This window comes from Rhizobium oryzicola (genome assembly GCF_030504645.1).
In the GTDB taxonomy this organism is placed as follows: Bacteria; Pseudomonadota; Alphaproteobacteria; order Rhizobiales; family Rhizobiaceae; genus Neorhizobium; species Neorhizobium oryzicola.
In genome coordinates, this window is record NZ_JAUKWQ010000005.1 from 130331 (window position 1) to 144944 (window position 14614).

General features: G+C 57.7%; 11 protein-coding genes. 4 read left to right on the forward strand and 7 right to left on the reverse strand.

Going from position 1 to position 14614, the window contains the following annotated elements; all coding sequences use genetic code 11:
* The first annotated feature begins 63 nt into the window (after positions 1 to 63).
* The 3 genes from Q2T52_RS16595 to Q2T52_RS16605 all read left to right on the forward strand — a co-directional run bounded on the left by Q2T52_RS16595 (position 64) and on the right by Q2T52_RS16605 (position 6256).
* Positions 64 to 1176, forward strand: coding sequence for an AI-2E family transporter (locus tag Q2T52_RS16595; protein ID WP_302078158.1), 1113 nt, complete (start codon positions 64 to 66; stop codon positions 1174 to 1176).
* Positions 1177 to 1335: 159 nt separating this feature from the next.
* On the forward strand, positions 1336 to 1743 hold the full coding sequence (locus tag Q2T52_RS16600; RefSeq protein WP_302077907.1) for a hypothetical protein: 408 nt from the start codon (positions 1336 to 1338) through the stop codon (positions 1741 to 1743).
* 376 nt (positions 1744 to 2119) lie between these two features.
* Positions 2120 to 6256 carry a tail fiber protein gene (locus Q2T52_RS16605; protein ID WP_302077908.1) on the forward strand — a complete coding sequence of 1379 codons (4137 nt, stop codon included), beginning with the start codon at positions 2120 to 2122 and terminating at the stop codon, positions 6254 to 6256.
* A 7-nt stretch (positions 6257 to 6263) separates the two neighbouring features.
* Here Q2T52_RS16605 and Q2T52_RS16610 read toward each other — a convergent pair whose 3' ends face one another.
* From Q2T52_RS16610 to Q2T52_RS16620, 3 genes are all read right to left on the reverse strand, one after another.
* Entirely contained in the window at positions 6264 to 7403 is a 1140-nt protein-coding gene (locus Q2T52_RS16610) for a DUF2336 domain-containing protein (protein ID WP_302077909.1), read from the reverse strand.
* A gap of 130 nt (positions 7404 to 7533) precedes the next feature.
* Entirely contained in the window at positions 7534 to 8139 is a 606-nt protein-coding gene (locus Q2T52_RS16615; RefSeq protein WP_302077910.1) for a flavin reductase family protein, read from the reverse strand.
* Positions 8140 to 8721, reverse strand: coding sequence for a nitroreductase family protein (locus Q2T52_RS16620; protein ID WP_302077911.1), 582 nt, complete (start codon positions 8719 to 8721; stop codon positions 8140 to 8142). It abuts the gene before it with no gap.
* Between the two features lie 105 nt (positions 8722 to 8826).
* Between Q2T52_RS16620 and Q2T52_RS16625 the strand changes: the two genes are divergently transcribed.
* On the forward strand, positions 8827 to 9831 hold the full coding sequence (locus Q2T52_RS16625) for an RgsD C-terminal domain-containing protein (protein WP_436799547.1): 1005 nt from the start codon (positions 8827 to 8829) through the stop codon (positions 9829 to 9831).
* On the opposite strand, the gene Q2T52_RS16630 is transcribed toward Q2T52_RS16625, so the two are convergent.
* The 4 genes from Q2T52_RS16630 to Q2T52_RS16645 all read right to left on the reverse strand — a co-directional run bounded on the left by Q2T52_RS16630 (position 9755) and on the right by Q2T52_RS16645 (position 14563).
* A complete protein-coding gene (locus Q2T52_RS16630) occupies positions 9755 to 10657 on the reverse strand; it encodes a lysophospholipid acyltransferase family protein (protein WP_302077912.1) in 903 nt (300 codons plus the stop codon). The genes Q2T52_RS16625 and Q2T52_RS16630 overlap by 77 nt on opposite strands.
* A gap of 102 nt (positions 10658 to 10759) precedes the next feature.
* A complete protein-coding gene (gene thrS / locus Q2T52_RS16635) occupies positions 10760 to 12760 on the reverse strand; it encodes a threonine--tRNA ligase (RefSeq protein ID WP_302077913.1) in 2001 nt (666 codons plus the stop codon).
* A 110-nt stretch (positions 12761 to 12870) separates the two neighbouring features.
* The gene (locus tag Q2T52_RS16640; protein WP_302077914.1) at positions 12871 to 13302 is read right to left on the reverse strand and encodes a DUF2267 domain-containing protein; all 432 of its coding nucleotides are present in this window, start codon (positions 13300 to 13302) and stop codon (positions 12871 to 12873) included.
* 40 nt (positions 13303 to 13342) lie between these two features.
* Entirely contained in the window at positions 13343 to 14563 is a 1221-nt protein-coding gene (locus tag Q2T52_RS16645; RefSeq protein WP_302077915.1) for a D-alanyl-D-alanine carboxypeptidase, read from the reverse strand.
* Positions 14564 to 14614: the final 51 nt, after the last annotated feature.

The window sequence follows — 14614 nt, forward strand, 5'->3', positions numbered from 1 at the left end:
GCCGTCGTGAGCGACAACCCGAAAATTCCCAGAGAGCCGAGTTGGCTTGGCCCCGTCTCTCCCATGCGGATAGCATTGATTCCGCCAATCTCCGTCGCGCGCTGGCTTCTCGTGCTTGTGGTCTTTGCCGGGATTTATTTCTTCCACGGCTTCATCGTTCCCGTGCTTGCCGCACTGGTCGTCGGTTTCGCAAGCTGGCCGCTCTATCGCGATCTGCTGAAGAGGACTGGCGGAAACACCACGCTCGGCGCAACGATCGCAATCATCTGCGTCATCACCTTCATTGTCGTGCCGCTCAGTATTGCCATCAGTTACACAACTGGCGAAGTACGCCAGTGGATCAGTTGGGCGCTCCAGGCCAACCGCATGGGCTCGCCTCCGCCGGCGTGGATCGTGCAGTTGCCGGGTGTTGGCGAGTGGCTCGGCACCCAATGGGAGCGCCATGTCGGCGAACCTGGCGCCATTGGTCAGTTGGTGCAATTGGTGAGCGGCGCCAATATCGGCAACATCTATCGTGCGGTGATTGCTGCGGGCGACGGCGCCTTCCACCTGATTCTCACGCTGGTCTTCACGCTGATCGCGCTCTTCTTCGTCTATCGCGACGGTGCAGCCTTCACCCGCCAGATCGACAAGCTTGGCGAACGCATTCTGCCTGGCCGCTGGGAGCGTATCTCCCGCGTGGTGCCGGCCACGATCAGCTCGACGGTGACCGGGCAGACACTGATCGCCATCGGTGAAGGCATTATTCTTGGCATTGCCTACTGGATCGCAGGCGTTCCATCGCCAGTGACGCTGGGCTTCCTGACCGGCATTATGGCCCTGATACCCGGCGGCGCGCCCCTCTCCTTCACACTCGTTTCGCTGTATCTGGTGGCGAACGGTGCCTATGTGGCCGGCATCGGCTTGCTGACCTGGGGTACGGTCGAGCTCTTCATCGTCGACAAGACCATCCGCCCGAAGCTCGTCGGCGGTCCCATCAAGCTGCCGTTCCTGCCGACCTTCTTCGGTCTGGTTGGCGGCGTAAAGACCATGGGTTTCCTCGGTCTTTTCATTGGCCCCGTGCTGATGGCGCTGCTGGTTGCTATCTGGCGTGAATGGATCCGTGAGATCGAACTCAGCAATATGACACAGATCGAAATACCTCCCGACATCTCCAAGGAAAGACGCTCCGCCTGATCGGCGGAGCCATCTCCGATCGAATATTCTCCTGATTATTGAGCAGGCCATTGGCCTGCTGAAAATTTCTGGTGTTGCGCCTGAGGGGTGAGACTGCCTTCAGCCGGACATGTTTCCGGCTTCTATCGAGGCATCGGCAACGTCTCTCCGGAAAGTACCATGCGCACCGCTCTCGTCCTCATGACCATTCTCGGCTGCGATGACAGCGCCACAGACTGCTCCTACATTGCGACGCTCCAGCAGCGGTGGCAAACGATCGAGCAATGCAACGCAGTGTCGGAAAAGGAGCTGGGGCGCTTCGTCAATGTTTCTTACCCGGTCGTGATCGCGGTGTGCCAGGACCCGAGCATCACGGAAGCAAAAGCACCCGAAGCGCCGCACTCGGTGCCGCTGCTACAGGCAACAACGCCGGCCGAAAAGCGCGCCGAGGAACAAAGCCTCGCCCGCCAGGCGATCGATAAGGTTCAGTCGATCCTGCCGACCTCTGAGGGCATGAAGAACCTGGTGCGCAAGCCGGTCACAATGGTGCAGGATGGATATGCCTGGGTTGTGAAACGGCTGCGGTAAGTCTACCCCGCATCGGAATAATGCGAAACCATAATCAGGACGGATGCGTCAGCGGGATCGGCACCGATCTCGAAGGCAGAGCATCCAAGCGCGCTCATCTCATAGCTTTTAAAAATTGAAACAGTACTCAGCAAACCGTAAAACGTGCATCGATCATTCAGGTTATTGAAACCTAGGACGTCGGACAAAATACGCTGATCGCGGACTATCCGGGGAAAGAGCCAGGGAACATCGACCGCTGTCGATGCAGGCGCGTCGCCGAGATCTCCAAGATCCACTTCGTCCAGGCTTAACAACACGACAAAGGCGGAAGGTCCGTACCGGTTGATGCGGGCGATGGGTCTGCCTGTGTCCAAATTCCGTCGGGGGTTCGTCAGTGGAGCAAATCGATTATCAGAAAAGCCTGGTTTTAAGACAGGGCATCGTAACCAGCTATTTCCGCGATGTAGACTACGTGGAGCGGGTGATCCCCGGAGTGGTGCGTACATACGCATTTGGCGATTATGTTTCCGGTGTGATAGCCGATGGACGAACCCTCCCCATCAATGACGCTAATGGATATCTTTTTTCCATTATGGGGACCACATACGGCGGCAACGGAACCAGTAACTTCAAGATCCCGAATTTTTCAGGACGGACCATTGTAGGTGGCAACTATGACTATGGAGATCCATATGTAAATGTAGATCGCGCATCGAGCCCACTGAATCAGAGCAATCTACCAAGCCAATGGGGAGGATCAAACACTCCCGTTAGCAATATCCACCCTTCTGTCAAGCTTCTCCCAGTTATCAAGATCGGCCCAGGCGGACCTGACCAGTATCCTACCGGTACCGTTTTCTATTATGCAAGCCCAGGAGCCAGAATTCCTGACGGTTATACAATCGCCAACGGAAGCTATGTTTCTGCTATGCAGTTGCCTTATCTGTACAGGGCGATTGGCCATACATATGATCAGAGTTCAAGCGACTCGGTCTTTCGCATTCCGAATCTGATTGGAAAAACGGTTATCGGTGCCGGAAATACTCCTGGCGAAATACCGATGGCTTTGGGTACCGAAGTCGGCAGCACTGGAACTTTGCTTACAAATGACAATTTGGTCACCCTCACGGGCGACTTCTACGGCTTGGTCAACGTAAGCAATGTTTCACCTTCGATCGCGCTCAATTATATCATCAAGGTAAGGGGGACTTATCCTGGGGGCGATCACCCTGAATTACTTGGCACACCGCTTTTGGGGGAGATTGTTCCCTATGCGGGCGATCTGACATTGCTCTCCGACGATTGGCTTCCGGCGGATGGGCGCCCTCTCAGCATATCACAATACGACCAACTATATTCCTTGATTGGCTGGACCTATGGCGGCAATTATGAGACGTTTTTCTTACCTAATCTCGTCGGCCGGGCAATCGTGGATGATGGCTCGTATGGAAACGACAATTTCCACCTAGGGCAAGCATTCGGGTTTGATAGTTATTATGCCACTCATAACTTGCTGCCCTCCCTCAACTACACCGGCGACAGTGGCGCGAACAGCGTCCGTGGGAGCTTGCTGGACGACACGTTGCGCGGCAAGGATGGCGATGACATCCTGAAGGGTGACGTAGGCAATGATGTCCTAGTGGGGGGAAAAGGTGCCGATAGACTGGACGGAGGTCCAGGCAACGATACGGCCTCCTACGAGGATGCTGACAAGGGGGTTGTGGCCAATCTGGCCGACGCCTCCAAAAATCAGGGTGATGCAGCGGGTGACACCTATATCAGCATCGAAAACCTCAAAGGTTCGAACTTCGATGATGTGCTGACCGGTGACAATGGTAACAATGTTATCGATGGCGGCAGCGGCAACGATCGCCTTTCTGGCGGTTCCGGTACGAATATCCTGACGGGCGGCGCTGGCAGAGATGTGTTCGTCGTCGGCCAGGGCAATGACACCATAACCGATTTCAATCCAGCTGAAGACAAGCTTTCCGGTGATGTTTTCTCCGGTATTCGAAGCCTTGCCGATCTGCGGGCGCTTGCCCGGGCATCCGGCAATGACACGGTCCTGACCTTTGCCAACGGCACGACGGTGGTCTTGAAGAACGTTGCCGTCGATGCTTTGGCATTTGAGACCATCGAGCTGCCCAAGCCCGCCTCCCCGTCGATCGCCTTGTCCAATGACACAGGGGCTGCCGATGGCATAACCACTGACGGGAAGATCAACGTCTCTGGCGTCGCCGATGGCGGAGGTTATCAGTTCAGTCTCGATGGTGGTGTTACCTGGCAGACCGGGACTGACACCAGTTTTACCGTGCCGGAAGGCACCTACGCGGCTGGGAAGCTCCTTGTTCGCCAGATCGGCTTGGACGGGGCGGCCAGTGATGCGACTGCCCTGCCGACATCCATCACTGTTGATCAGACCGCTCCTGTTGTAACCGCAATTCAGCGCGCTCTTCCTGCGGGCGAGACCACCAATGCGGATGTTCTGAAGTTCAATGTCACTTTCAACGAGGCTGTTTCGTTCAACTCTGGCAACGTCACGATATCCGGCAGTTCCGCTGCTGCTGAGGTGACTTCGACCGATGCCAGCCACTATGTCGTGACGGTATCAGGTGGCGATCTGTCAACGGCCAACGGAACGGTTGGCATCACGATCAGCGGTGTAAAGGATGTGGCCGGCAATATGTCCGGACAGTCGGTGCCCGCCAATGCGCAGACCTTTACCGTTGATCACCAGGCGCCGGGCATTGTGGCAACGACCCTACCGAATGCAGGCAGCTATCAGGCTGGCAACCGTCTGACATTCACCGCATCCTTCGGCGAAGATGTTCTGGTTACGAACGGCACGCCGCGCCTGATCATCACTGGCGAAAATGGTAGCCAGATTTACGCCGACTATACCTCGGGAAGCGGGACATCCACGCTGACCTTCTCCGCAATGATACCAGATGGTTTCAAGGCACGGCAGGGCATCACCCTCGCCGATATGCTCGACCTGAATGGCAGCGCCATCAAGGATCTGGCCGGCAACGATGCCCTCACGAAACTTACCGACCCTGGATCGACCGCGGCTATCGTCGTGGGCATGAATAGGCCGCCGTTACTGGCGGGATCGCTCTCTGCGACAGTCGATGAGGGTGGCGATGTTGTTCTAACGGACACACAACTCGGCTTTACCGATCCAGACAACGGTGCCGATGTTATCAAATTTTCAGTTCAAGCTGTCACCAACGGCAAGATTCTTGTCGATGGCAAAACAGCTGCCGCCTTTACCGCCGCGGACCTGAAAGCCGGCAAAGTCAGTTTCCGCCATGATGGCACGGAAACCACGTCAGCGTCCTTCCAGGTGGCCGTCGATGACGCCGACGAAGATAAGAGCCAGCCTAGCGCTTCTGCGTTTTCCATCACGGTCAATCCGGTCAACAATGCACCGAGTGCAAAGCTCCCCGCCGCGAAGTCCATTGCCTATGGCGAAACACTTAGCTTCAGCAGCGCTGGTAACAATGGCATCACGCTGTCCGATACGGATGCCGGCGCTGGCAAGGTGACGCTGAAGCTGACTGCTGATCATGGCATCCTCAAACTTCCAGCGGGACTTGTCGGTATCGATATCGTGGATGGTGCCAGTGGTAGCAAAGCCTTTCAGATCGCAGGCACTCTCGACGCGCTGAACAAGGCGTTGAACGGTATGAGCTTTACGCCGGATTCGGGCTTTGACGGAAAAGCGATGCTGTCGGTCTTTGTCGATGACGGCGGTAACTCAGGAAGCGGTGGTGCTAAGTCCTATACAGGTACGATTGCCATCGATGTTGCGAAGGCACCTCCCCCACCCGTCATCGATCCACCGGCGCCCTCGAACCCGTCCACGGGCGGCGGCGGTTCCACGCCCACTCCGCCGGCGACAAACCCAACCACACCAGGCACGCCAGCGCCGGCTCCCGGCAATGACGGAGCCAATACGATTGTGGAAATCAAGCCTGTGGACCAGAAGACCAGCGGCGGAGCTGGCTTCGATACTGCGGTGCTGACGCAGCCGAGATCAACCTATACCATTCAGGTAAAGGATGGGGTGGTCACCCTCAATGCTGGCTACCAGATCCAGTTGACGAGTTTCGAGCGCATCAAATTTAGTGACGGCACGCTTGCTCTCGATTTCGACGGGAACGCCGGCACCATACTTCGTCTTTACAAGGCGGCATTCAGCCGCGGGCCCGATTCGGGCGGTGCCGGCTTCTGGATCAACAAGCTCGATGCCAAAGCCCTGAACCTGGAAGACATGGCCCGTCTCTTCTTACGCTCGCCGGAATTTGCCTCACGCTATGGCGACCTCTCGGATAACAAGACGTATGTCGAAAACCTCTACAAGAACGTTTTGGGGCGCGGCTACGATAAGGCCGGTTTTGATTACTGGGTGTCGCAGCTCGATAAGGGAGCGTTTGCAGCGGAAAAGGTACTGGCGTTATTCGCAGATAGTGCTGAAAACAAAGTGGGCCAAACCGCCTTTATATCGGATGGCCTCTGGTACACCTGACCAAGCTCTATGCTACCGCCAATGCCGTGGAATTGGACATCGCCCGAACATGTCGGCGATGCTCCATACGGTGCAGTTCCTCAAGCTTTGCGAGCACTTCGCTGACCGGGGAAAATGGATCATCCGGACGTGCGACACGTGACAGAAGCTCCCCGCATATATCCGCCGTTTCAGCGTCTTGCGCGCCGCGTGCCATGTCGCGCCACAGGAAAATTGCCTGACAGAAGATCTCTGCAACGTCACGACCAAGTCCGCTGGCCTCCAGCAAGGCGCGCACAGCGTGGAAACGCCCTGTTGCCAGAAGCGAGCGAACGCGGCGTTCCTCAAGGCTGGAGAGAGACGTGATGGCGCAGACGAAGAACTCAATCCGGCCTGTGCAGAGCGCATGAAGCAACAGGACGGGCGTCATTCGCGCCGTCGTGCACAGGTGATCGATAAGCACAGACAGTTCGCTTGGGGGCGTCGTGCCGGCCAGCATCAAGGTCGCAGCATCAGAAGCCGTCTGGGTCATATAGGCGATCCGCGTCGCAGACATCGTGGTGCGAACAAGAGGCGAGCTTGCCAGTGCATCCGTGACACGTTGCACCAGCATCACGCGCGCATCCGCCGGCAAATCCTCTCGTTCCAGAAGAAGATTGCGGATTGCCCTATCTTCGCCGTGCCGTTCCGCCAGGCGCCGCAGGCTGTAGCGCGTCAGCTGAGCGGACCTGTTTTCCAGAAGAAACTGGACTTCTTCAACTTCACCAACTTCCGCAATGGCCGCAGCCGCGCCACTCGTCAGAAATGGCCTGGCTGCAATCAAGGCACGCGTCACGGAAGATCCACGTCCCCCAAGCTCGACCAGATCAGAATCAGACAACACAGGTGACAGCGTAAGCACTGGACCGGAAATTTCTGGCTGGTCTTCTGCAAGCGCCAACATCAGCGCGCGCGGAGCAATGGGCGAATAGGCCAGTTGATCAGCAAGAACCTGACGCACTGCCGGAGAAGGATCATCCAGGAGATACAACATCGCGTGCACCGCCTGACGGCGGCGATCATCCTGTTCGGGAAGCTCTAGATAGGCTCTGACCAATGCATTTGCCGCCTTGGCCCGATCGCTTGCTTTCGCATTTTCGGTCCAGCGAATAAAACTATCCAGAATCACCGATACACCCCATATGCCGGGAGGACTACTACCAACACTTGCCTGGGGAAGACCTTAGAACCGAAAGGTTTACGATCGGTTCACCATGCTTATTAACCAAGGACCCAATACAGAAAGACGTAAGCCTTTGTCAGGCCTTGGGTCGCATCAGCTGAAATACGTCGGAACCGCCGTCAGCATAGTCCATGTAGCCCATGCGGGCGATCGGTCGTGCCAGACCCATGTCGATGCGACCGTCGCGGATAATGTTTTCGTCGATGTGGATTCCGACGACCTGACCGAACACCACATAGGATTCGCTTGGCGTTCCGTCGACACGCTTCGGGCAGAGGATCTCCGTCACGCGGCATTCGAGCGCCGCATAGGCTTCAGCCACGAAGGGTGCCTCAATGATTTCTCCCATGCGCGGCGTCAGCCCTGCGAGCTGGAACTCGTCAACGCCATATTCCACCGGCGCCGAGGACGTGTTCATCTTGTCAACCAGGTGTCGGCTGACGAGACTTGCTGTAAACTGTCCGGTCTCCTCGGCGTTCTTCAGGCTATGCTTGCGCCCGCTGGAGGAGAATAGAACCAGTTTCGGATTATCCGAAATCGCATTGAAAAAAGAATAGGGGGACAGGTTCAGCGACCCGTCCCTGCCCTTGGTACCGATCCAACCGATCGGTCGGGGCGCCACGATCGCCTTGAAGGGATCGTGGGCCAGGCCATGCGCGTTCGTATCGGTTGGATAGAACATTTACTCTTCCCCGATCCAGGTAACGATATCGGACAGTTCCGGGCGCGGACGGTCCGTTGATGGAAATGTCGTGGAACCGATATAGACGAGGCCAGCGACCTGCTCCTCGGCAGCAATACCGAGAAGTGCCTTGGCGTTTTCGTCATAGGAGATCCATTCGCTGAGCCAGTTGGCGGCGAAGCCATGGGCATTGGCGGCCATGAACAGGTTGAGGCATACGGCGCCCGCCGAAAGAACCTGTTCCCATTCCGGGATCTTCACATGCGGGGCAGCGCGGCTGACAACCGCAATCACAAGCGGCGCACGGGTGAAGCGGGTACGTTCCACTTCCTGCTGCTCGGGCGAGAGTTCCGGCGTCTTCTTGAGGGCGATTTCGAGCAGGGCCGAACCAAGCGTTTTTCGCTGCTCACCGCGCAGAACGATGAAGCGCCACGGCGCAAGCTTGCCATGGTCAGGCACGCGCGAGGCAAGCGTCAGCATGGACTCGATCTCAGCGCGGCTGGGGCCGGGTTCCGTCAACTGCAAGGCTGGGGTGGACCGGCGCGTTGAGAGATACTGCAGAAGAGGTTCGTTCTTGCTCATGGGAGATGCCGTCTGGAGATGTTGCGTGAATGAGGGTCTTGAAATTGCCTTCCGGTTGGTCTTCAAGTGGCGGTTCAGGTCACAAGAGTCAACGGCCAGCTCAAGATGAAATCTCGTCCGCTCCCCCTCCTCTTTGCCGCCGCAATGTCGATTGCCGCGCAAGGGATCGTTGCGGCCAAGGCTGAAGACGCCTTCAAGAGCTTCAAGCAACTGGATTCCACCGGCAAGACGACGAAGCTCAACGCCTTTTCGCCGACCATGGGCCGACCCGCCGCTGCGATCTCCCGCGAAGTGACACTCGAAGCCAAGCTCGTGCCCAATGGCGAAGTGATGAAGTCCGGCCTGACTTGGCGCGTCTTCAGCCCCATCCCAGGCCCAGACGGGAAGCTGCCGCTTGTGGCGACTGCCGAAGGTGGCAAAGCGGACTTCCACTTAAGTCCGGGCGACTATTTCGTGAACGTCGCCTTTGGCCGCGCGGGCATCACCAAAAAGCTGAACGTACCTGCCGATGGCGCTGCACCTCGGGAAACGCTGGTGCTCGATGCAGGCGGCATCGTTCTCAAGGGCGTGGCCGGCAAGGATCAGCGCATCCCCGACAAGCAACTGACATTTTCGGTCTATTCGTCTGATGTGCGTGATGACGGCGAGCGGGGCCTCATCATGGCCAATGTTGCGCCGAACACGATCATCCGGCTCAACGCCGGGAAATATCATGTTGTCTCCGAATACGGCGACATCAACTCCGTGGTGCGTGCCGATATCCAGGTTGAAGCTGGCAAGCTGACCGAAGCCACGCTGACCCATCGTGCCGCGCAGGTGACGCTAAAGCTGGTTTCCCAGAAGGGTGGTGAGGCGATTGCAGATACCGCCTGGTCGGTTTTGACAGCTGGCGGCGACGTGGTGAGTGAAAGTGTGAGTGCCTTCACGACCATGGTTCTGACCGAGGGCGACTATACAGCGATCGCCCGCAACAAGGACAAGATTTTCCAGAAGGAATTCAGCATCAAGGCCGGCAAGAATGTCGACGTCGAAGTTATGATGCGTGACCAGCACCAGACTGCGGGCGCGCCTGCTCCGGGCGCGACCGCGCCGGAAATCGACGCAGATTGAACCGCTTTCGACTCTCGGACGGCTTCAGCGAAAAGACGGCCGTGTGGAGTGCTGTGATCAACTCCTGACGGTCGCGCATCTTTTCAAGATCCGCCCACCGCAGCACATCGCCGACGCAAATATGCAGCGTGTTGCCGGAAAGACGGATGAATTCACGGATCAGCAGTGACAACCTCAAAGTCATCGAAACCCGACTGACCAGATGGAATAGACGTCCATTCTGGCCTTCGAAATGGATCGGCATCACATTGGCTTTGGCCGACTGAACAAGCTTGGCCACAAAAATTTTCCAGGGAAGATCTTCCGCTTCGCCAAAACCTCTCGGTGCGGTCGCCACACCGCCCGCCGGAAAGATCACCACAGTGGTTCCCGACTGCAGAAGCCCGATGGCATCTCGGCGGGTATTCATGTTGATCGCCAAGGCTTCCTTGGTTTCCTCGAAGCAAACTGGTAACGCGTAAGGCTCCATTTCGGGAACCTTTAGAAGCTCATTATGGATGAGGATGCGGAAGGGCCGCCCAAGCGCTTCCGCCAGAGAGAGGATGGCAATGCCATCGCCAATGCCAAAGGGATGATTTGCCACCATGACCAGAGGCCCCTGAGGGAGATCCCGTGGAGGCCATTGTCCTCGGATGAACAGCCGGATTTGCAGCAGATCGAGCATTCGGCTGAATGCATTGCCGGGGTCGGACACGATGGAGTTTCGCCAAGTCTCATAGAGACCAACAACCCTGTCCCGCCCGGACAAACGTTCGATGCTGTGAATCAACCAGCGTTTCAGACGCGGATCGCGTTCGTTTGCGTAGGAAAGTTGTCTGAAGCGCAAGATCGATCCCGCTCTAAACAAAATGCCCTTGGGCATGGTGGCACGAAATAAAACTGGCGGAGGACCTGCCAGCACCTGGCAGATCCTCCGTCGATGTGTGGTCTATTCTGCGGCGGCCTTGCGCTGCGCCTGCCGACGACGAACATCCGGCGGCGTCGCCTCTTCACCAAGCGACGCAATCGCATCGGCCAGGGACATCGAGGTCTGCGCCTGGCTGCCCAGACGACGGATGTTGACGGAGCGCTCTTCAGCTTCCTTCTTGCCGCAGACGATGATCACTGGCACCTTGGTAACAGAGTGCTCACGAACCTTGTAGTTAATCTTCTCGTTGCGGAAATCCTCCTCAACGACCAGACCCGCATCGCGCAGGGCTTCAGCCACTTCGCGGCCATAATCATCCGCTTCCGAAGTGATCGTCGCCACAACGACCTGCAGCGGCGCGAACCACAGCGGCATGTGACCGGCGAAGTTCTCGATGAGGATGCCGAGGAAGCGTTCCATCGAACCGCATATGGCACGGTGGATCATTACCGGCTGAACCTTCTCCGACTTGTCGTCGATGTAGAAAGCGCCAAAGCGTTCCGGCAAGTTGAAGTCAACCTGCGTGGTGCCGCACTGCCATTCGCGTCCGATTGCGTCCTTCAGCGTATATTCGAACTTCGGCCCGTAGAAGGCACCCTCGCCCGGCAGGATGCCGGTCTTGATGCGACCGCCGGATTGGGCTTCGATGGTCTTCAAAACGTCCATCATCACGCTTTCAGCGCGATCCCAGAGCGCATCCGAACCCACACGCTTTTCAGGACGCGTGGAGAGTTTCACCACCACTTCGTGGAAGCCGAAATCTTCATAGACCGACAGGATCAGGTCGTTGATGCGCAGGCATTCCGCCGCCATCTGCTCTTCCGTGCAGAAGACATGCGCGTCGTCCTGCGTGAAACCGCGCACGCGCATCAGGCCATGCAGCGCACCGGACGCTTCATAGCGATGTACGAGGCCGAATTCCGCGAGGCGTACAGGCATTTCGCGATAAGACCTCAATCCATGTTTGAAGATCTGCACGTGGCCTGGGCAGTTCATCGGCTTCAGCGCGAAGACGCGGTTATCGGCTTCCTTGTCGTCCGGATGCGTGAAGGCATAGGCCGATTTCACCGCAAACATGTTTTCCTGGTACCAGCCCCAGTGACCGGAGGTTTCCCAGAGTGAGGAGTCGAGGACCTGTGGTGCATTCACCTCCTGATAGGTGTTGGCGAGGCGGCGGCGCATATAGGCCGTCAGAGTTTGGAACATGCGCCAGCCTTTACCATGCCAGAACACGACGCCCGGACCTTCCTCCTGGAAGTGGAATAGATCCATCTCGCGGCCAAGCTTGCGGTGATCGCGCTTCTCCGCTTCCGCAAGAATGTGCAGGTATTGGTCCAGCTCTTCCTGCGTTGCCCAGGCCGTGCCGTAGATGCGGCTCAGCATCGGGTTGTTGCTATCGCCACGCCAATAGGCGCCGGCCACCTTCATCAGCTTGAAGGCAGTGCCGACCTGGCCGGTGGAAGCCATGTGCGGGCCGCGGCAAAGATCGAACCAGTCGCCCTGGTAATAGATCTTGAGATCCTGGTCTTCCGGAATCGCATCGACGAGTTCGACCTTGAAACCTTCACCCTTGTCGGCGAACACCTGCTTGGCTTTGTCACGCGACCAGATCTGCTTGGTGAACGGCTTGTTGCGACCGATGATCTCCTTCATCTTCGCTTCGATCTTCGGCAGATCGTCGGGCGTGAACGGCTCGTTTTTGGCAAAGTCATAGTAGAAGCCGTTTTCGATCACCGGACCGATCGTCACCTGCGTACCGGGCCACAGTTCCTGCACGGCCTCTGCCATCACGTGGGCTGCATCGTGGCGGATCAGTTCCAGCGCGCGTGGATCGGTCCGGGTGATGATCTCGATCTTCCCCTCGACAACGGGGTCGGAGAGGTCGCGCACAGTGCCATCGATCGCGACGGCGACCGCCTTCTTGGCCAGCGATTTGGAAATCGACTCCGCGACGGCAAGGCCGGTGGTGCCCGCGTCAAACGAGCGAACGGATCCATCGGGGAAAGTGAGGGAAACGGACATATGATTCTCCTGATCCAGTCCCGCCAACGAATGCGGGTGGTGCTAAAGGGCCTTTCGAAGGCCGGCGAACGGTCGCCGTGATAAGCGCAAATGTCCCTGGAGTAAAGGCGTCAGCCTGCCGAAGAATAGCCCCAGAAGCGTGCTGCATCGGACGAATGCGTCCGCAGGAATTGCTCGAACGGCACCTCATCCACATGACGCCGAACGGCCGTAGTTACATCTTCGATGGCTGACTCAGTGGAGAGATTGTGATTATGCCGGAGCGCCCTCACCTCAGCCATCATCTCCTGACGGGTCTTGAAAGGCAGGACGCCCTCGGTCGTGTCCCAGTCACTCACGAAGATCGACCGCAAGACCGGCGGCAATAGGTTCGCAAACCGAATAGCCTGATCGATCTCCAACCGACGCCGGAAGACCTGTAAAACGGCTTGCAGCATCGTATAGGCCTGATGACTCGTTCGCAGCATGGAAACCGCCTTCAGATCTTCCATGAAGGCATCGAAATCGCGCGAAGCGTGGCGGTATTCCATCGGCATGGGCATGAATGTAATCCGCTGTCTGATGCACGGTCACGGCGTGACCTTACCGAGACGAGACCGCGAAGCAATCCATCCTCTGCTTCTTCAGGTTCGAGCAAGCCTTGTTGGCATCGGCGCTGGATTTGAAGCCGCCGAGACGAACCTTGTAAACATGGCTCTTGCCTTTGCCGGAGGAGACGATTTCGCCCTTTGCACCCTTCAGCGCATCCTCTGCCTTTTCCTTGAGATCGTTTGCACCATCACGGGTTGACGAGGTGCCAACCTGCAGCTTCCAACGTCCGGCACCAGCCTCGGCAACTGTCTCACCGCCATCGCCCTGCTCGATCTCGACTTCGTCGCCATGCTTGCCCTTGGCCCCAATCTTTGTCGGACGATCTTCCGGCATCGGGGCAGAGGCAAGCTTTACCGTCTTTGCGCGCGGTTTCTTTTCTTCCTGCTCGGCAACCATGATCGATGCCTTGGAATACTTGTTGAGGAGTGCAGCCATCTTGTCGTCGCGGCTGCGCGCCGTCGGTCCGCCAAGGACCACCCCGATCAGCCGCCTGCCGTCCGCGTTCAGCGAGGACACGAGGTTATATCCGGATGCATCTGTGTAGCCGGTCTTGATGCCATCGACACCCGCATAACGATACATCAGATTGTTATGGCCATGCAGAACGCGGCCACGGAAGTTGTACGTGCGCTGCGCAAAGAGTTGATAGTTGGCCGGGAAATCACGCTTCAGCGCCAGGCCCAAACGCGCCATGTCCTCCGGCGTCGTCACCTGCCGCGTTTTGGCAGTCAGGCCCGACGGCGTCACGAAGATGGTGCTCTTCATGCCGAGGCGCCGTGCTTTCTCCGTCATCATGCGGCCGAAAGCCGCCTCGGATCCCGCGAGATGTTCACCCATGGCGGTCGCAGCGTCATTGGCGGAAATGATGATCATGCTGTTGACGGCTTCGCGAACGGTGATCGTCGTGCCGGCCTTCACGTTCAGCTTCATGCGCACCTTGGAGGCGGCATTGCTGGACATCTTGATCTTGTCATCCCAGTGCAGCCGGCCGGAGCGCAGCGCTTCGAATGTCAGATAAAGCGTCATCATCTTGGCGAGCGATGCCGGAGGGTGCATCGTCTTGCCGCCTTCGTCGGCAATGATGCGTCCCGTCTTGGCGTCCATGACGGCCCAAGACATCTGCCGCTGTGCCGCAACGGCGGTCGCGGCCATTGATGTGGCCAACAGCAATCCGAGCGCGAGCTTTCGCGCACCCCATGTCCAGATCTGCATAATCCCTGCCCCGGCGAGTTTCTTGTGCCTTGCGCGTTGACGTCCAATATC